Origin of the sequence: Enterobacter cloacae complex sp. P47BA, from assembly GCF_014930485.1 — a bacterium.
Classification (GTDB): Bacteria; Pseudomonadota; Gammaproteobacteria; order Enterobacterales; family Enterobacteriaceae; genus Enterobacter; species Enterobacter bugandensis.
Genome location: NZ_JADBRF010000019.1, coordinates 15,012 through 32,837, shown reverse-complemented (window position 1 = coordinate 32,837; position 17,826 = coordinate 15,012). Strand labels below are relative to the sequence as shown.

Here is a 17,826-nt window from a genome sequence, read left to right as displayed (position 1 = left end):
ATGAAAGGACTTTATCCATTGCTGACCGCGCTGCTGCTGGTGGCCGCAGGTTGCAAGGCTTCAGAGCCGCCAACACAGGTAGTGTACCGTTTTGATGATCATCGTTATCTGGAGCTGAAGGGGTGGGACTGCGAAGGAGAGCTCTGATTTACGGATACGCAAAAAGGCATTCATTCGCAAATAGCCAGTCAGTTTTATCGAATTTTCACTAAAAAGTTCGTACACCCTTCAGAACGTTATATTGCCATTCCGTGGTGGGGAAATATAACTGGTGGTTTTTCAGTATCAAAAGACTATGGAAAAACATGGGAAAAAGGTGGTGCATCAATGTCGCCGGGAGGCAATGAGCCTGATGGAAGTAATGCCCCTTATTATGACGATGTTATTTCCTTTACTGTAGTGAACGATCAGGGTTTTTTACAGACCAAACATCGACTGTATATGTCGTCCAAACCGTTTGACGACCCGCGCCTTGCCGCTGGTGGTCCTGGGATTGAATATACCGTTGACGACGGAACTGGGCAAAAGGTAAGCGGGAAAGTGGAACCTCGTTCACCTGGCTGGCCTTGGGGAATGGTGTATATGACCAAACAAGGTTTAGAAGGCTCTACTGAGCAACTTAAAACCAATTGGCACAATCAACCCGATAAGGTTCCGGAAGTAAAGGGATACACCGGCTGGGACTATATGCGCTGCGATATGGACGCAGGAAGGAAAGGATACTGATGAACGGCGTAATTCGACTGAATGACCCGCTGGTGAGCGGCGGGAAGGTAATTAAGGCGTCAGGCGCGCAGTTTATGGGCATGCCTGTCGCGCTGAAAGGGGATGAGGTGATGTGTCCCGAACACAAGGGGACGTTCCCCATTAAAGAGAGCCATCCGACATGGACGATGAACGGCCGGGGCGTGGTCGTGGATGGCTGTAAAGCGGCGTGCGGCTGTGTTATTCGCACCACACTGCCCACTGCGGGGGCCGTGTGATGAACTGGTGGCTTTACCCTAAGCAGAACGAATTTAAACATGACTTTCCCACTATTGGTGTGTGTGTTGTCTATGTCCTCGTCGTGATTGTTTGTACTGGTATCCGGGCTGTCACCTGGCCGGGTAATAAACATGTTGATTCAGGTTTTCTTGTTGATGCCGTGGTAATACCTGTCGCTGTAGTAACCTTTTTAGTACAGGTGTTCTGTATTGCGTATAACGCGCACAGACACTACATAGAAACGCGGTTATTGATTGCGGCACGGCAGGAATACAAGGTTGTCAGCTATGCCAGGCGTAACATCATCCTGGCTGGCTGGTCGATACTGACCCCGCCAAAGGCAACAAAGGAGCTGGCGCTGAACATGTTGAAACTGGAGGGGGAGTTTCCGCTGGCCGCCAAAATGCCGTTGAAAATTGACCTGGATAAATCATTCGATTTCACGCGAGCCGGGCAGGCAATTATCTACCTCCTGGCGCCGATGATGGAAAAACTCTCCCGGTACAGGCAGATTGAAGCGCTTGTATGGGTGCGAGGTGGGGATGAGTCCTGTAGCGATGAACTCCGGCGTGTGCTTGAACGCTCCGGGATTTCAACCAAAAAAATCACATTTTTGCATGAATGCCCGGACTATACGTTAGTCACAGAGTGGATAAAACAGACGAACGGCTACGTCGTTGAACGCCTGCTTATCTGTGTAGATTTGCATTCTGAAGAAGGGGAATGCAAGTGGATGGAGAATGCTACCGCGCTTCTCCTGACGAATTACTACGTTAAAACGGAAGGAGAAAAACCTGTTTATCTTTATCAACCGATGACGAGGGTTATTGACGTAGAAAGTGCAGTACCTGTTTATCTGCGTGCGGAGGCTGTCAGTAAACCCAAACAGATCTGGTATACCGGTTTATCGCGCACAGAGAAGTATCCGCTGCTGGAAGTGCTGGACGAAAAAAAAGTCGTACCAGATCGGCTGGAGCTTGAAATGTCGCTCGGTGAGCATTCTGCAGGGTATCCGTGGCTGGCGCTGGCGCTGGCATCAGATGCAGTATCGTATGCACAGGGGGACCAGTTGTGGCGGCATCCGAACAGAAAAAGTTTTCTATTACGGCGGTATCCTCCAGATTAACCCATCAGCCCGATTATCCGGCGGAAAAAATGTACACTCCACCGTGGTCTTCAGCCGGGCTATCCGGAATGATATTATTTTTCACTGCTATATTAACTATGTTTGGTTTCAGCGTTAACGAGGGTGAAGATATTTCTGGCGGGTTCCTGGTTATTCTTTTTGTAATATGTACTGGATTGTTTACGGCTGCAGGCGTATTTATTACCTGGCTACAGGGTGATAAAGCTTACCAGCACATAGGGATGTAATGATGAATGAACTAATCGTTCTTATTTTACCTCATAAATCTGTATTTTATTATGATAATTTGGCCCTCGGTGTAATGCTTGCGTTAATGGTGGTGGATATTGATTTGTCTTTTGATTACAGGAACAAAAAGCACTGGTGTGCATATAATAAATTAAAATCATTGAAGGACTCTCCAGGAATCTACCACTTATATATGCCGATACGTATCCCTTCCCGACAGGAATGCTATATTTGTGTGCCGCTGAGGATTTTCACAGACTATAAGGTTTTTTTAATGATGTTGATTATGTATCCGGGATTTCCTGCCAAAAAAAAGAAAGCACCGACGATACGATCGTTCAGTGCTTTATGTGCCATCTAAATATCCGTTCAGGTTTAAGTCACGTGAGCCTTAAGTAAAGCAGACGTGCAGGGCGTTTTTCTTTCCAATTTATATCGATTGCTGGATAACATCGTGATGCCGGGTGACGTCGGTCGGCATGCCTGACCGCGCTTCCATCGCGCGCTCCATCACCAGGCTATCGGTATTCGCATTCGTTTTGAAGCTCACCATCGTGGCATTCAGGTTAATGGGTAACGTCTGGGGATCGTCGCCGATATTTTTTGATAGCGGCTGGTGAATCTCAACCAGCCGCACGCCGCCTGGCTCTTCAGAGACCTTAATCGGCGTATTGATAATATTCACCTTCGTTCCCGGCGTAACGACGTTAAACAGCGTTTTGATATCGTCATCGCGCAGACGAATGCAGCCGGAGCTGACGCGCATGCCGATGCCAAAATCCGCGTTCGTACCGTGCAGCAGGTACACACCGCCATATGCGGCAAGGCGGATCGCGTGATGACCCATCGGGTTATCCGGGCCTGCCGGAACCACGGCAGGAAGATCGATGCCCTGGGCCTTATAGCGGGCGCGAATGTTGGCCGTCGGCGTCCAGGTTGGGTTGGCGCGTTTATCCGAGACGGTGGTGACCATCGTCGGCGTCAGCGTATCGCCGCCCAGTTGACCAATACCGATAGGGTAGACGGTAACCTCATTTTTACCCGGCGGGTAATAGTACAAACGCAACTCCGCCAGGTTGATCACGATCCCCTCGCGCGGGACATCCGGCAGGATAGTCTGTAACGGAATGGTCAGTACGCTGCCCGCGCGCGGGACGTACGGATCGACGCCGGGGTTCGCCTGCAGCAGGGCCAGAAAACCGACGTTATATTTTTTGGCTATCGCTTCCAGTGAGCCACCATTGTTTTCAACCACATGAAAACGGTTTTCGCCCACCACCTTGCTGCCGGGCGGGGGAAGGGGCCAGGTGTTTGCCCGCGCAGGAAGCGCAACCGCGACGGTGGCTGCCAGCGCAAACAGGGTTATCCAGCGGGTAAAACGCGAAGAGGTCATCATCACCATAATCCATGTAAATGATAAGGTTATTGTTTTATAAGGGGTTAAAGATAATTATGGCGAATGGGTGTGTCGGGAAGATCGGGTGAAGTGCAAAGAGTTTGTAAATTGTCCCCCCGCCAGCACTGCGCTAACGGGGGGGAAGGGAGGTCAGGCGATCGCGTTCTCTTCCAGCTGACGCATAAAGTTACGCACCCAGTCCATGCGCGTTTTGCGCTCCGTCAGCTCCTGGGTAAATTTCAGTCGCGTCGGGCCATCAAGACGGAAGTGCTGCGGCTGTTTTTGCAGCAGGCCGATCAGCCACATCGGGTTGACGTGGTTCTTCTCGGCAAATTCAATGACGCCGCCTTTTTCGTTGCCCTCAAGCTTGCGAATGCCCAGCTTCTGCGCCTGCTGGCGCAGGCGCGCGATATCCAGCAGGTTACGCGCAGCATCTGGCAGCAGGCCGAAGCGGTCGATCAGCTCCACTTTAATCTCTTCCAGCTCGTTCTCATTCTTCGCGCTGGCGATGCGCTTGTAGAACGACAGGCGGGTATTCACGTCCGGAATGAAATCGTCCGGCAGCAAGGAAGGCATTCGCAGCTCGACCTCAGTTTGCTGGCTGGTCAAATCTTCCAGAGACGGCTCGCGCCCGGCCTTCAGGGCGTCCACCGCGTTTTCCAGCAGCTCCATATAGAGCGAGAAGCCGATGGTCTCCATGGAGCCGCTCTGGTCCTCACCCAGTAGTTCACCCGCGCCGCGGATCTCCAGGTCGTGCGTGGCCAGCGCGAAGCCAGCGCCGAGGTCTTCCAGAGAGGCGATGGCTTCCAGACGCTTTTGCGCGTCGGTGGTCATCGCTTTCGGATGCGGTGTCAGCAGCCAGGCGTAAGCCTGATGGTGCGAACGTCCGACGCGGCCGCGCAGCTGGTGAAGCTGCGCCAGACCAAAGTGATCCGCACGTTCAATGATGATGGTATTCGCCGTCGGAATGTCGATCCCGGTTTCGATGATGGTGGTGCACACCAGCACGTTAAAGCGCTGGTGGTGGAAGTCGTTCATCACCCGTTCCAGCTCGCGCTCGCGCATCTGTCCGTGACCGATAGCAACACGCGCCTCCGGCACCAGCTCCGCCAGCCTGTCGGCCGCTTTCTGGATGTTTTCCACGTCGTTATACAGATAATAGACCTGACCCCCGCGCAGCACTTCACGCAGAATGGCCTCACGCACCACCAGATTATCGTATTCGCGGACGAAGGTTTTCACCGCCAGACGGCGCGCCGGCGGCGTGGCGATAATCGACAGATCGCGCATGCCGCTCATCGCCATGTTCAGCGTGCGCGGGATCGGCGTGGCGGTCAGGGTCAGGATGTCGACGTCCGCGCGCATCGCTTTGATGCGCTCTTTATGGCGAACCCCGAAGCGGTGCTCTTCGTCGACGATCAGCAGCCCCAAATCTTTCCACTTCACGTCGCTTTGCAGCAGCTTATGGGTGCCGATCAGAATATCGATCTTGCCTTCGCTTGCCTGCTCCAGGATCTGCGTCTGCTCTTTGGTGCTGCGAAAACGCGACAGCATCTCGATGCGTACCGGCCAGTTGGCGAAACGGTCCCGGAAGTTGTCGAAGTGCTGCTGGGCGAGCAGGGTGGTCGGCACCAGCACCGCCACCTGCTTGTTGTTTTCCACCGCAAGGAAGGCGGCGCGCATTGCCACTTCGGTTTTGCCGAAGCCGACGTCGCCGCAGACTAAGCGGTCCATTGCCAGCGGCTGGCACATGTCGCTCAGCACGGCATTAATGGCCTGAGCCTGATCCGGCGTAGTTTCAAACGGGAAGCTGTCGCAGAACAGCTGGTACTGTTCTTTGTCGTGCTTAAAGGCGAAGCCCTCTTTGGCCGCGCGCTGGGCGTAGATATCCAGCAGTTCGGCCGCCACGTCGCGCACTTTTTCCGCCGCTTTCTGGCGTGCACGCGCCCAGGCGTCGCCGCCCAGCTTGTGCAGCGGCGCATTTTCCTCCGCGCCGCCCGCATAGCGGCTGATCAGGTGCAGCGACGAGACCGGTACATAGAGTTTGGCGTCGTTGGCGTAGGTCAGCATCAGGTATTCACCTTTGATACCGCCCGCTTCCAGCGTGGTCATCCCCTGATAGCGGCCAACGCCGTGCTCCAGGTGAACAATCGGCTGGCCTGGATGCAGCTCGGCCAGGTTGCGGATCAGCGTGTCCGGGTTGATGGTCCGACGGCTGTCCTGACGGCGGCGCGCGACGCGCTCGCCCAGCAGGTCGCTTTCGCAAATCAGCGCCAGGTTGTTGAGCGTGTCGATGAACCCGTGCTCGGCGGCGCCGATCATCAGATAACGACCGTTTCCGGTCGCTTCGCTCAGACGCAGGATGCGCTTCGGCGCCACCTTAATGCGTCCCAGCAGCTCACCCAAAGCTTCGCGTCGGCCTTCACTCTCAACGGAGAACACCACCGGGCCGGTAAAGGACTCCAGGAACTTGCGCAGATTATCCAGCGGCGATTTCTGCTGAGCCTGAACGGCCAGCTCCGGCAGCGTGCGGAAGGCGAGGTTGGTGTTGGCGGCCTTATCGGCAAGCGAATCGGTTTTCAGCTGCATGCGCGGCCAGCGCTTCAGCTCGGCGTTGAGTTCGTCGGTGCGCAGCCACAGCGCTTCCGGCGGCAGAAGCGGACGCATCGGGTCAACGCCCCGGTTTTCGAAGCGCGCGCGGGTTTCGCTTTCAAAGCGGCTGGCGCTGGCGTCGATATCGCCGGTGTTCACAATCAGCGTATTCGCCGGGAAGTAGCTGAACAGGGCGGGCAGCGGCTCGCTGAAGAACAGCGGCTGCCAGTATTCGATTCCGGCCGGGAGCGTACCTTTGCTGACCTGCTGATAGATATGTTCTGCATCACGCTTTACGTCGAACCTGTCGCGCCACTGGCTGCGGAACAGCTCGATGGCGGTTTTGTCCGTCGGGAACTCGTGGGCAGGCAGTAAATTGATGGATTCCACCTCTTCCAGCGTGCGCTGGGTGTCGGCATCGAACACGCGCAGGCTGTCGATTTCATCATCAAAGAAATCCAGACGATACGGCTGGTCGCTGCCCATCGGGTAAAGGTCGAGCAGCGCGCCGCGGGTGGCATATTCCCCGTGCTCCATGACCTGATCGACATGGCGATATCCTGCACCGTCAAGCTGGTCTCGCAGGGTGTCGCGAGACAGGCGCTGGCCTTTTTTCATCACCAGCGCGTGGCCGTGCAGATAGCTGTGCGGGCAGACGCGCTGCATCAGGGTATTCACCGGCACAATCAGCACGCCGCGCTGCATGGTCGGGAGTTGATATAGCGTCGACAGGCGCGAGGAGATGATCTCCTGATGCGGGGAGAAACTGTCATACGGCAGCGTTTCCCAGTCGGCCAGGCTGAACACCAGGCTATCGGTGAACTGGCGGATTTCATCGTGCAGGCGCAGGGCGTTTTGCATATCCGGGGCAACCAGCACCACCGGGCCAGGGTGCCGCTCAGCGATTTCTGCCACCAGCGTGGCGCAGGCCGCGCCCGTGAGTTCACCCAGCTGGCGCTGGTCGCCCGCTTTGACGGGCAAGGAATAACGATAGTGTTCAGGCATGGCTATGTCAGAGTCTCTTATGGATATACCAACAGTATTGGGGCATATCACTGATACGCAATGTCTTTATTATCCTCGATCGTTTTACATAAGCAAATTGTAACCGCACGGCAGGGCTAAACGCCCCCAAAACGGGGGCGGAGAGGGCATTAACGGGTGGCAGGTGACAGGCTCCGCGCAGACGGAGGAGAGAAGAAAAGGTCCCCGAACAGCGCGGTGGAAATTTTACGCACCCCGAGTCCGGCAAGGGTACAGATAAGCAGGCTGGCAAACGGGTAGATCAGTATTAAGCACAGCTCTGCCCAGACCGGCCAGTAAGCGGCATTCATCTCGCCGATCAGGATCAGGCTGAAGGCCTCAATTAAGATGCGGTGGGTGGTATAGATCGCAATGGTGTTTGAGCCAATCACGTTCAGCAGGTTGTTGGGATGTACGACATAACGCTGCTCAAGGCTGTAGAACAGCTTCATGATCAACACGATCGACAGCAGAGAAAGCAGGAGAGGAACGTTAGCAAACCACAGCACCACGGAGACGGCCGCGAAAGCGCCAGTAGCCAGCCAGGTGCGGCGCAGGTTGAAGCTTTTCATCCACGCCATCAGCTCGGCGCCATACCACGCCCCCAGGCTGTAGTAGATCATGTTGCGTACCACGCTGTTCATTCCCCACCATGGCAGCGGCAGGAAGTTGATCGCGATGCTCGCCAGCGCAAGCAGTCCGAGTACCGGCAGCTTCCAGCGGCTCAGCAGTTTACACAGCGTGAAGTAGACCACCAGAGCATACAGATACCACAGGCTGGTGCTGGCGGTGAGCATGCCCCGCACAAATCCTGCCAGGGAATCGGCGTAGGCCGCGTTCGACGAGGTGGCAAGCTCGCGTTCGGGCGCCAGCCAGGCGTTCAGGTGGGTCAGCGCCTGCCATTGCAGGATCCCCCACAGCGCCAGAACCCAGACAATGCTCCAGATCCGCTTGTCGAGGCTGGTGCGCCAGTCTACCTCATCAATATAACGACGGATCAGATAGCCGGAGATAAAGAAGAAAACCGGCATCCGGAACGGGGCGAGATAGAGGTTAAAATAGACCCAGCATTTGGCGAGGAGACCGGAGAGCGGATGCTGTAGCCCGCTGAGATGAGGATAAAAGGTGATGACCGAGTGGTAAATCACCACCAGACAGATGCACAGCCCTTTTATCTGATTAATCCATAATGCTTTTTGTTTCATTGGTAACCCATACCAGTTTTGCCATAAACGTAGGGGCAATTGTTCTAAAACGACAGAGAGATGTAACGGGTAACTGTCTGTATCGGGACGTTTTTCGGAAAAGGTGGAGACTATCCAGAGGGGAAATGGAAAGTACCACCCTGATTTATCTGAGTTTTTCGGAAAAATGATTACCAAAGCTTACGGTTTCAGTCATTTACCCTTAACGGATTCGCTTATATACTCGTGGGTCTGCTATCAGCAAACAGACGGACTTCATGTATCAACCTGTCGCACTCTTCATAGGCTTACGCTACATGCGTGGGCGCGCCGCGGACCGCTTCGGTCGCTTTGTCTCCTGGCTTTCGACTATTGGCATTACGCTCGGCGTGATGGCACTGGTGACGGTGCTTTCCGTCATGAATGGCTTCGAGCGCGAGCTGCAAAACAACATCCTGGGGCTGATGCCGCAGGCCGTTCTCTCATCGAATAACGGTTCCGTTAACCCGCAACAGCTGCCGGAAAGCGCGGCGAAGTTACAGGGCGTCACGCGCGTTGCGCCCTTAACCACTGGCGATGTGGTGCTGCAAAGCGCCCGCAGCGTGGCGGTCGGCGTGATGCTGGGGATTGACCCGGCGCAAAAAGACCCGCTGACGCCGTTCCTGGTTAACGTGAAGCAAACCGATCTGGAAGCCGGAAAATACAACGTGATTCTGGGGGAGCAGCTTGCCGGGCAGCTTGGCGTCAACCGCGGCGATCAGCTGCGCGTGATGGTGCCGTCCGCCAGCCAGTTTACGCCAATGGGTCGCCTGCCGAGCCAGCGCCTGTTTAACGTGATTGGTACTTTTGCCGCCAACAGCGAAGTTGACGGCTATCAGATGCTGGTGAACATTCAGGATGCGTCACGCCTGATGCGTTACCCGGCGGGAAATATCACCGGCTGGCGCCTGTGGCTCGATCAGCCGCTGAAGGTCGATACCCTCAGCCAGCAAAAACTGCCGGACGGCACCAAATGGCAGGACTGGCGCGAGCGTAAAGGCGAGCTGTTCCAGGCCGTGCGCATGGAAAAAAACATGATGGGGCTGCTGCTGAGCCTGATCGTCGCCGTGGCTGCATTTAACATCATCACCTCGCTGGGCCTGATGGTGATGGAGAAGCAGGGCGAAGTCGCCATCCTGCAAACCCAGGGTCTGACGCCGCGCCAGATCATGGCGGTCTTTATGGTGCAGGGGGCCAGTGCAGGCATTATCGGCGCGCTGTTGGGCGCCGTGCTCGGCGCACTGCTTGCCAGCCAGCTTAATAATTTAATGCCGATCATCGGCGCGCTCCTTGACGGCGCGGCGCTGCCAGTGGCTATCGAGCCGCTGCAGGTGGTCGGAATTGCGCTGGCCGCGATGGCCATTGCGCTGCTTTCTACGCTTTATCCTTCCTGGCGCGCTGCCGCCACTCAACCCGCTGAGGCTTTACGTTATGAATAAGATCCTGTTGCAATGCGACAACCTGTCCAAACGCTATCAGGAAGGCACTGTGCAGACTGACGTGCTGCACAATGTGAGCTTCAGCGTGGGCGAGGGCGAGATGATGGCGATTGTCGGCAGCTCCGGCTCGGGCAAAAGTACGCTGCTGCACCTGCTGGGCGGGCTGGACACGCCAACCAACGGCGACGTGATCTTCTCCGGTCAGCCGATGAGCAAAATGTCCTCTGCGGCGAAGGCCGAGTTGCGTAACCGCGAGCTGGGCTTTATCTACCAGTTCCACCACCTGCTGCCGGACTTTACGGCGCTGGAAAACGTGGCGATGCCGCTGCTGATTGGCAAAAAGAAACCGGCAGAAATCAACGCCCGCGCCAGCGATATGCTGAAAGCGGTAGGGCTGGGCCACCGGGGAAATCACCGCCCGTCGGAGCTGTCCGGCGGCGAGCGCCAGCGCGTGGCGATTGCCCGCGCGCTGGTCAATAATCCGCGCCTGGTGCTGGCGGATGAACCGACCGGTAACCTGGACGCCCGCAATGCGGACAGTATCTTCCAGCTACTCGGCGAGCTGAACGCCTCGCAGGGAACCGCGTTTCTGGTGGTGACCCACGACCTGCAGCTGGCAAAACGCATGGGTCGCCAGCTTGAGATGCGCGACGGCCATCTGAATGCGGAACTGACCCTGATGGGGGCAGAGTAATGGCGTCACCGTTATCGTTACTCATCGGGTTACGCTTTAGCCGCGGCCGCCGTCGCGGCGGTATGGTGTCGCTGATCTCCGTTATCTCCACCATCGGTATTGCGCTGGGCGTGGCGGTCCTGATTGTCGGCTTAAGCGCCATGAACGGCTTTGAGCGCGAGCTGAATAACCGCATTCTGGCGGTGGTGCCGCACGGGGAGATTGAGCCGGTTAACCAGCCGTGGGCCAACTGGAGCGATGCGCTCGCCAAAGTGGAAAAAGTGCCGGGCATTGACGCGGCCGCGCCATACATTAACTTTACCGGGCTGGTGGAGAGCGGGGTAAACCTGCGCGCCATTCAGGTGAAAGGGGTCAACCCGGCCCAGGAAGCGCGGCTCAGCGCGCTGCCGAAATATGTTCAGAACGGAGCGTGGGCGAACTTTAAGGCCGGCGAGCAGCAGATCATTATGGGTAAAGGCGTTGCCGATGCCCTGAAGGTGAAGCAGGGCGACTGGGTGTCAATCATGATCCCGAACGCCAGCGCCGATCACAAATTACAGCAGCCCAAGCGCGTGCGCCTGCACGTCACCGGTATTCTCCAACTGAGCGGCCAGCTTGACCATAGCTTTGCGATGGTTCCGCTGGAGGATGCGCGCCAGTATCTCGACATGGGCGACAGCGTGACGGGCATTGCCATTAAGGTGAACGACGTCTTTAACGCCAACAAACTGGTGCGTGATGCCGGCAGCGTCACCAATAACTATGTCTATATCAAAAGCTGGGTCGGCACTTACGGATATATGTACCGTGATATCCAGATGATCCGTGCGATCATGTATCTGGCGATGGTGCTGGTGATTGGCGTGGCGTGCTTTAATATCGTCTCGACGCTGGTCATGGCGGTTAAGGATAAGAGCGGCGACATCGCCGTGTTGCGTACCCTCGGGGCAAAAGACGGTCTTATTCGCGCCATCTTCGTCTGGTACGGTTTGCTGGCAGGGCTGTTCGGCAGCCTTTGCGGCGTGGTGATTGGCGTGGTGGTTTCTCTGCAGCTGACGCCGATTATCAACGGGATTGAAAAGCTTATTGGTCACCAGTTCCTGTCCGGTGACATCTATTTTATTGACTTCCTGCCGTCTGAACTGCACTGGCTGGACGTTTTTTATGTGCTGGTTACAGCACTTTTACTGAGTCTGCTGGCAAGCTGGTATCCGGCGCGTCGCGCAAGCCGAATTGATCCGGCGAGGGTATTAAGTGGCCAGTAATTACGTCATGGTGTAGCGGTCCTGAGGCCGCTATGTCAGAAAGAGGAATGCGTTATGTATTATGGATTTGATATTGGCGGCACCAAGATTGCGCTCGGCGTGTTTGATAAAGACCTCAAACTGCAGTGGGAAACCCGCGTTCCCACGCCGCGTGAAAGCTACGATGAATTTTTAACCGCCATTACTGCGCTGGTGGCGCAGGCGGATGAACGCTTTGGCGTAAAAGGCAGCGTCGGCATTGGTATTCCGGGCATGCCCGAAACCGACGACGGTACGCTGTATGCCGCCAACGTGCCTGCCGCCAGCGGTAAACCGCTCCGCGCCGACCTCTCGGCCCTCCTTAAACGCGACGTGCGTTTAGATAACGATGCCAACTGCTTTGCCCTCTCTGAAGCCTGGGACGATGAATTCCGCCGCTATCCGCTGGTGATGGGGCTGATCCTCGGTACCGGCGTAGGCGGGGGGATTGTCATCAACGGCAAGCCGATTACCGGGCGCAGCTACATCACCGGGGAGTTTGGTCATATCCGTCTCCCGGTGGATGCGCTGGAGGTGGTGGGGCGTGATTTCCCGCTGACCCGCTGCGGCTGCGGCCAGCACGGCTGTATCGAGAACTATCTCTCAGGACGCGGGTTTGCATGGCTTTACGAACACTTCTATCATCAGAAACTTGAGGCCCCTCAAATCATTACCCTGTGGGAGCAGGGGGATGCGCAGGCGCGTGAGCACGTCGAGCGCTATCTGGATCTGCTGGCGGTGTGTCTGGGAAATATTCTCACCATCGTCGACCCGGATCTGCTGGTGATCGGGGGAGGGCTGTCAAACTTTACTGCGATTACGGAACGGTTGTCCGGGCGTCTGCCCCGACATTTATTGCCGGTCGCCCGCGTGCCGCGCATTGAACGCGCGCGACACGGGGACGCGGGAGGCATGCGCGGAGCCGCATTCCTTCATCTCACCGATTAGTTTACGAGGTCTTTATGCTGTCGCGTCGCCAGGGTCGACTCAGCCGTTTTCGCAAAAACAAACGCCGCTTACGAGAGCGCTTGCGCCAGCGGATCTTTTTCAGAGACAGAATCATGCCAGAAGCGATGGATAAACCCAGAGTGGTGGTACTGACCGGGGCGGGGATTTCCGCCGAGTCAGGAATTCAAACCTTCCGTGCGGCAGACGGGCTGTGGGAAGAGCACCGCGTCGAGGACGTGGCGACGCCGGAAGGCTTTGCCCGCGATCCGGATCTCGTGCAGGCGTTTTACAACGCTCGCCGTCGGCAGCTTCAGCAGCCTGAGATTGCGCCGAACGCGGCGCATCTGGCGCTGGCGAAGCTGGAAGAGGCGCTCGGGGATCGTTTTCTGCTGGTGACGCAGAATATTGATAACCTGCACGAGCGGGCCGGTAACAAGAACATCATCCACATGCATGGCGAGCTGCTTAAAGTTCGCTGCGCCTGGAGCGGCCAGGTGCTGGACTGGAAAGAGGACGTGCTGCCAGAGGACAAGTGCCACTGCTGCCAGTTCCCGTCGCGCCTGCGTCCGCACGTGGTCTGGTTTGGCGAAATGCCGCTGGGGATGGATGAGATCTACAGCGCGCTGGCGATGGCGGACGTGTTTATCGCTATTGGCACATCAGGGCACGTTTACCCGGCGGCGGGGTTTGTTCACGAAGCGCGACTGCATGGGGCGCATACGGTGGAGCTCAATCTGGAGCCGAGCCAGGTGGGCAGCGAGTTTGAAGAGAAGCAATATGGCCTGGCGAGCGAGGTGGTGCCAGCGTTTGTAGATAAGCTTCTGAAGGGGCTGTAAGAGTAACGGGCGACGTTGCGTCGCCCGTTATGTATTGCATTAACGACCTGCTTTTAACTTCTGATAATACTCTTCGTAAAGGCGGCTCGCGTCGCCTACATCGTTCTGCCATTCTCCTTTGCTGATGGTTTCGGCATCCGGATAGAGTGACTTATCGTTAGCCACGTCAGGCTTCAGCAGCTTGCGGGCGGCCAGGTTTGGCGTCGGGTAGCCAATCGTCTCGGCTACCTGTTTCGCCACGTCCGGACGCAGCAGGAAATTAATCAGCTTCAGTGCACCGTCCACGTTCTTCGCGTTGGCCGGGATCGCGAGGCTATCCATCCAGAAGATCCCGCCTTCCTTCGGCCAGACCACCTCCAGCGGCGTCCCGGCCTGACGGGCAACATACGCAGAGCCGTTCCACACCATCCCCAGGTTTACTTCGCCTTCCATATACGGATTCGCCGGGTTATCAGAGTTGAATGCCGCCACGTTAGGCATCAGCTTTTTCAGCTCGTTGTAAGCCGCGTCGATCTCTTTCGGATCGGTGGTGTTACCGGAATAGCCAAGTTTACGCAGCGCGATCTGGAACACTTCACGCGCGTCGTCGGTTAACAGCAGGCTGCCTTTGTATTCCGGTTTCCACAGATCCGCCCAGCCGGTGACCGTTTTCGGATCGATGGCCTCGCTGTTCACGCCAATCGCCGTCGCCCCCCAGATATACGGAATGGAGTAGTCGTTATTCGGGTCGAAAGGCTTGTTGAGCATCTCAGGATCGAGGTTTGAAAAATTAGTTAGCTTCGTTTTGTCGATCTTCTGGATCATGCCCTCTTTGCGCATTTTGTCGACAAAGTAGGTGGAAGGAACCACCAGATCGTAGGCGCCGTCCTTGTAGGTTTTGAGCTTGGCGTACATGGTTTCATTCGACTCATAGGTCGAATAGATCACCTTGATGCCCGTCTCTTTGGTGAACTGCTCCAGCAGGCCCGGCGGCACGTATTCCGTCCAGTTGTAGAAGTAGAGCGTTTTGCTGTCATCAGCGTGCGCGGCACCCATGCCAAGCACCAGCGCCGCAGCGGCGAGCATTTTTTTCATTTCATTGTCCCCTGAGTTTTTGTTTTATCACGAGCAAGAACCTGGCTGGCGATCACCAGAACCAGCGAAAACAGCAGCAGTATGGTCGCCAGCGCGTTCACCTCCGGTGAGACGCCAACTTTTACCATCGAATAGATCTTCAACGGCAGAATTTCGTAGCTCGGCCCGGTCACGAAGGAGGAAACCACGACGTCATCCATCGACAGGGTAAAGCTGAGCAGCCATCCGGCGGCGACGGCAGGCATCGCCAGCGGCAGGATGATTTTGCGCAGGATGATCATCTCGCTGGCACCCAGATCTTTCGCCGCTTCCAGCATGCGCACGTCGAACCCTTTCAGACGCGCGTAGACGGTGACCACCACAAACGGCAGGCAGAAGGTGATATGGGAAAACAGCAGCGACCAGAAGCCAAGCTGTACGCCCAGCAGCATAAACAGCACCAGCAGCGAAATCGCCATCACGATGTCCGGCGACATCATCACTACAAACAGCATGCCGCTGACGAAGGGCTTGCCGCGAAAACTGTAGCGATACAGCGCCACGGCGGTCAGCGAGCCAATCAGCGTGGCGAAGGTGGCGGAGACGATCGCCATCGTCAGCGAGTGCTGTGCGGCCTGCAGCAGGCTGTCATTGTTCATTAGCAGGCTGTACCAGTTGGTGGTAAACCCCTGCCAGTTGATCCCGAACCGCGAGCTGTTAAACGAGTTCACGATCAAAATGATAATCGGGATATAAAGGTAAGCGTAAATGGCGGTCATAAAACCGCCGCGAAGCAGTCGACCGATCATTCGAGTTCCACCTTCTTGTTGAGCAGGCGAGAAGCGCGCCAGTAGACCAGCAGCATCAGTCCCATCACCACCGTGAGCGTAATGCTGGTCGCGGAGCCGAACGGCCAGTCGCGAATGTTCAGGAACTGACTCTTGATCACGTTCCCAATCAGCAGGTTTTTCGCCCCGCCCATCAGGTCAGACACGTAGAACAGGCCCATCGCCGGGAGCATGACAAGCAGACAGCCCGCAATAATGCCGGGCATGGTCAGCGGAATGATAATGCGGATAAAGGTCTGCAGCTTGCTGGCCCCCAGATCTTTTGCCGCTTCCAGCAGCGGTTTATCGAGCTTCTCAATGCTGGAGTAGAGCGGCATCACCATAAACGGCAGCAGGATATAGACCAGGCCAATGATTACCGCACCTGGGGTAAACATGATGCGCACTGGCGTATCAATCACGCCCAGCCACAGCAGAAACGCGTTGAGGTAGCCTTTGGTGCTGAGGAAGATTTTCAGCCCGTAGATGCGAATCAGTGAGTTGGTCCAGAACGGCACAATCAGCAGAAACAGCAGCAGCGGGCGCACCTTTTGCGGCAGTCCCGCCAGGAACCATGCGAAAGGGTACCCCAGCAGCAGGCAGGCCACGGTGGCAATCAGCGCCATATTGAGCGAGTGCAACAGCACGTCGAAATAGAGCGGATCGAGCAGGCGCGCGTAGTTGTCCAGCGTAAAGACCAGCGAAACGAAGTTTGCATCGTCGCGGGTCAGGAAGCTGGTGGCGATGATCATCAGGTTGGGTAAAAAGACAAATAACACAAGCCAACCGACGATAGTGGCAATGACCACCTTCTGGAACTTACTTGTGTTCTTCATCAGCCAGCACAACCTCCCAGCTTTCTACCCAGTTGATAACCATTTTCTGGTCAAGAGAGTGGTCAAAGTCAGGATCGTCCTCGTTAAAGAATTCGCTGACCATCACCATTTTGCCGTTCTCCAGTTCCACAACGGACTCGAGGGTCATCCCTTTATAGTTACGTTCGCGAACGTAACCGATCAGACCTTCGACGTCGGCCGTGTCGTGGATCTCATCAACGCGGAGATCTTCCGGGCGCAGCAGGACGTTGAGTTTTTGTCCTTTCTCGACGGCAAAGTTCACGGTGATAATGCAGTCGCGTCCCTCGACGTTCGCGCGAACGCGCTGTGCATCCAGACGCTCAAGCACGGTGGCGTTGAAGATATTGATCTCGCCAATAAAGCTGGCGACAAACAGGTTTTTCGGCTCTTCGTAAATTTCACGCGGCGTACCGTCCTGCTCAATCTTACCGTCACGCATTACCACGATACGGTCTGACATGGTCAGCGCCTCTTCCTGATCGTGGGTGACGAAGACAAAGGTGATACCGAGCTTGCGCTGTAGCGCTTTCAACTCGTTCTGCATCTGCTTGCGCAGCTTGTAATCCAGCGCGGAGAGGGATTCATCCAGCAGAAGCAGGCGCGGTTTATTGACGACCGCGCGGGCAATGGCCACGCGCTGCTGCTGACCGCCGGAGAGCTGGTGGGGCTTTCGCTGGGCAAACGTCTCCAGCTGAACCATGCGCAGGGCTTCGGTGACGCGCGGTTCGATCTCATTAGCCGGGGTTTTTTGCATCCGCAGGCCAAACGCCACGTTCTCAAACACGGTCATGTGCGGGAACAGGGCGTAGCTCTGAAAAACGGTATTGACGTGGCGATCTTCGGCAGGAACCTGGGTTATGTCCTGGTTCTCAAGATGAATGCGGCCATTATCAACGCTTTCCAGCCCGGCGATAAGGCGCAGTACGGTGGTTTTGCCGCAGCCGGAAGGGCCAAGCAGCGTAAGAAACTCACCATCATTGATGGTCAGGTTGAGGTCGGAAATGACGTCTTTGCCATCAAAGCTTTTACGAATTCGTTCCAGTTGCACCAGCGGTGAACGAGAACGGGATTGTGTATTCAATTTTTGCGCTGTCCCATATAGACGCCTCAGGCAGCAGACTGAAGCGGGGTTTGTGTGTAACCACCTTGGTGACTCGTAATGAGGGCGGACATTCTACGGCAATCCCCCGTAATCGCCAATCCTTGTCACTGATTCATAAGCTACATTTATTAACGCATAAAGATATAAACGTAAAAAGTTCTCGTTTGCGGGATAAAAGTGACCTGACGCAATATTTGCGTTTTGATGCTTACTGA

General features: G+C 56.0%; 15 protein-coding genes and 1 pseudogene. 9 read left to right on the top strand and 7 right to left on the bottom strand.

The features are described 5' to 3' along the window. The 4 genes and pseudogenes from IM299_RS18180 to IM299_RS18165 all read left to right on the top strand — a co-directional run bounded on the left by IM299_RS18180 (window position 1) and on the right by IM299_RS18165 (window position 2,720). Window positions 1-726 (top strand): annotated as a pseudogene (locus tag IM299_RS18180) (hypothetical protein). Further along, window positions 726-983 (top strand): PAAR domain-containing protein, encoded by a 258-nt coding sequence (locus IM299_RS18175; RefSeq protein WP_032639699.1) that lies wholly within the window; start codon window positions 726-728, stop codon window positions 981-983. Before IM299_RS18180 ends, IM299_RS18175 begins: the two are co-directional and overlap by 1 nt. After that, window positions 983-2,110: a hypothetical protein gene (locus IM299_RS18170; RefSeq protein ID WP_193357905.1), complete on the top strand. Its 1,128-nt coding sequence runs from the start codon at window positions 983-985 to the stop codon at window positions 2,108-2,110. Before IM299_RS18175 ends, IM299_RS18170 begins: the two co-directional genes overlap by 1 nt. A gap of 247 nt (window positions 2,111-2,357) precedes the next feature. Continuing rightward, window positions 2,358-2,720 carry a hypothetical protein gene (locus IM299_RS18165; RefSeq protein ID WP_193357904.1) on the top strand — a complete coding sequence of 121 codons (363 nt, stop codon included), beginning with the start codon at window positions 2,358-2,360 and terminating at the stop codon, window positions 2,718-2,720. Window positions 2,721-2,789: 69 nt separating this feature from the next. On the opposite strand, the gene IM299_RS18160 is transcribed toward IM299_RS18165, so the two are convergent. The 3 genes from IM299_RS18160 to IM299_RS18150 all read right to left on the bottom strand — a co-directional run bounded on the left by IM299_RS18160 (window position 2,790) and on the right by IM299_RS18150 (window position 8,575). Continuing rightward, window positions 2,790-3,755 carry a L,D-transpeptidase family protein gene (locus IM299_RS18160; RefSeq protein ID WP_193357903.1) on the bottom strand — a complete coding sequence of 322 codons (966 nt, stop codon included), beginning with the start codon at window positions 3,753-3,755 and terminating at the stop codon, window positions 2,790-2,792. A gap of 150 nt (window positions 3,756-3,905) precedes the next feature. Beyond that, on the bottom strand, window positions 3,906-7,352 hold the full coding sequence (gene mfd, locus IM299_RS18155) for a transcription-repair coupling factor (RefSeq protein ID WP_045630106.1): 3,447 nt from the start codon (window positions 7,350-7,352) through the stop codon (window positions 3,906-3,908). 149 nt (window positions 7,353-7,501) lie between these two features. Then, entirely contained in the window at window positions 7,502-8,575 is a 1,074-nt protein-coding gene (locus IM299_RS18150; protein ID WP_048956787.1) for an acyltransferase family protein, read from the bottom strand. Window positions 8,576-8,832: 257 nt separating this feature from the next. Between IM299_RS18150 and lolC the strand changes: the two genes are divergently transcribed. Genes lolC through cobB form a run of 5 tightly spaced genes read left to right on the top strand, consistent with a single transcriptional unit; the run spans window position 8,833 to window position 13,772 of the window. Next, window positions 8,833-10,032 carry a lipoprotein-releasing ABC transporter permease subunit LolC gene (lolC, locus tag IM299_RS18145; RefSeq protein WP_028012739.1) on the top strand — a complete coding sequence of 400 codons (1,200 nt, stop codon included), beginning with the start codon at window positions 8,833-8,835 and terminating at the stop codon, window positions 10,030-10,032. Beyond that, window positions 10,025-10,726: a lipoprotein-releasing ABC transporter ATP-binding protein LolD gene (lolD, locus tag IM299_RS18140; protein WP_008500772.1), complete on the top strand. Its 702-nt coding sequence runs from the start codon at window positions 10,025-10,027 to the stop codon at window positions 10,724-10,726. Before lolC ends, lolD begins: the two co-directional genes overlap by 8 nt. Continuing rightward, window positions 10,726-11,970: a lipoprotein-releasing ABC transporter permease subunit LolE gene (gene lolE / locus IM299_RS18135; RefSeq protein WP_193357902.1), complete on the top strand. Its 1,245-nt coding sequence runs from the start codon at window positions 10,726-10,728 to the stop codon at window positions 11,968-11,970. Before lolD ends, lolE begins: the two co-directional genes overlap by 1 nt. Before the next feature lie 54 nt (window positions 11,971-12,024). Beyond that, window positions 12,025-12,936, top strand: a complete 912-nt coding sequence (nagK, locus tag IM299_RS18130) for an N-acetylglucosamine kinase (protein ID WP_193357901.1) — start codon at window positions 12,025-12,027, stop codon at window positions 12,934-12,936. Window positions 12,937-12,950: 14 nt separating this feature from the next. Beyond that, window positions 12,951-13,772: a Sir2 family NAD+-dependent deacetylase gene (gene cobB / locus IM299_RS18125; RefSeq protein ID WP_041910499.1), complete on the top strand. Its 822-nt coding sequence runs from the start codon at window positions 12,951-12,953 to the stop codon at window positions 13,770-13,772. Between the two features lie 39 nt (window positions 13,773-13,811). Here cobB and potD read toward each other — a convergent pair whose 3' ends face one another. The 4 genes from potD to potA are packed head-to-tail and all read right to left on the bottom strand — an operon-like array spanning window position 13,812 to window position 17,620. Then, window positions 13,812-14,846: a spermidine/putrescine ABC transporter substrate-binding protein PotD gene (potD, locus tag IM299_RS18120; protein WP_028012743.1), complete on the bottom strand. Its 1,035-nt coding sequence runs from the start codon at window positions 14,844-14,846 to the stop codon at window positions 13,812-13,814. Further along, window positions 14,843-15,634, bottom strand: coding sequence for a spermidine/putrescine ABC transporter permease PotC (gene potC / locus IM299_RS18115; RefSeq protein WP_193357900.1), 792 nt, complete (start codon window positions 15,632-15,634; stop codon window positions 14,843-14,845). The genes potD and potC overlap by 4 nt, the downstream gene beginning before the upstream one ends. After that, window positions 15,631-16,488 carry a spermidine/putrescine ABC transporter permease PotB gene (gene potB, locus IM299_RS18110; RefSeq protein WP_041910497.1) on the bottom strand — a complete coding sequence of 286 codons (858 nt, stop codon included), beginning with the start codon at window positions 16,486-16,488 and terminating at the stop codon, window positions 15,631-15,633. The genes potC and potB overlap by 4 nt, the downstream gene beginning before the upstream one ends. Next, window positions 16,472-17,620, bottom strand: a complete 1,149-nt coding sequence (gene potA, locus IM299_RS18105; RefSeq protein ID WP_167401640.1) for a spermidine/putrescine ABC transporter ATP-binding protein PotA — start codon at window positions 17,618-17,620, stop codon at window positions 16,472-16,474. The genes potB and potA overlap by 17 nt, the downstream gene beginning before the upstream one ends. Window positions 17,621-17,826: the final 206 nt, after the last annotated feature.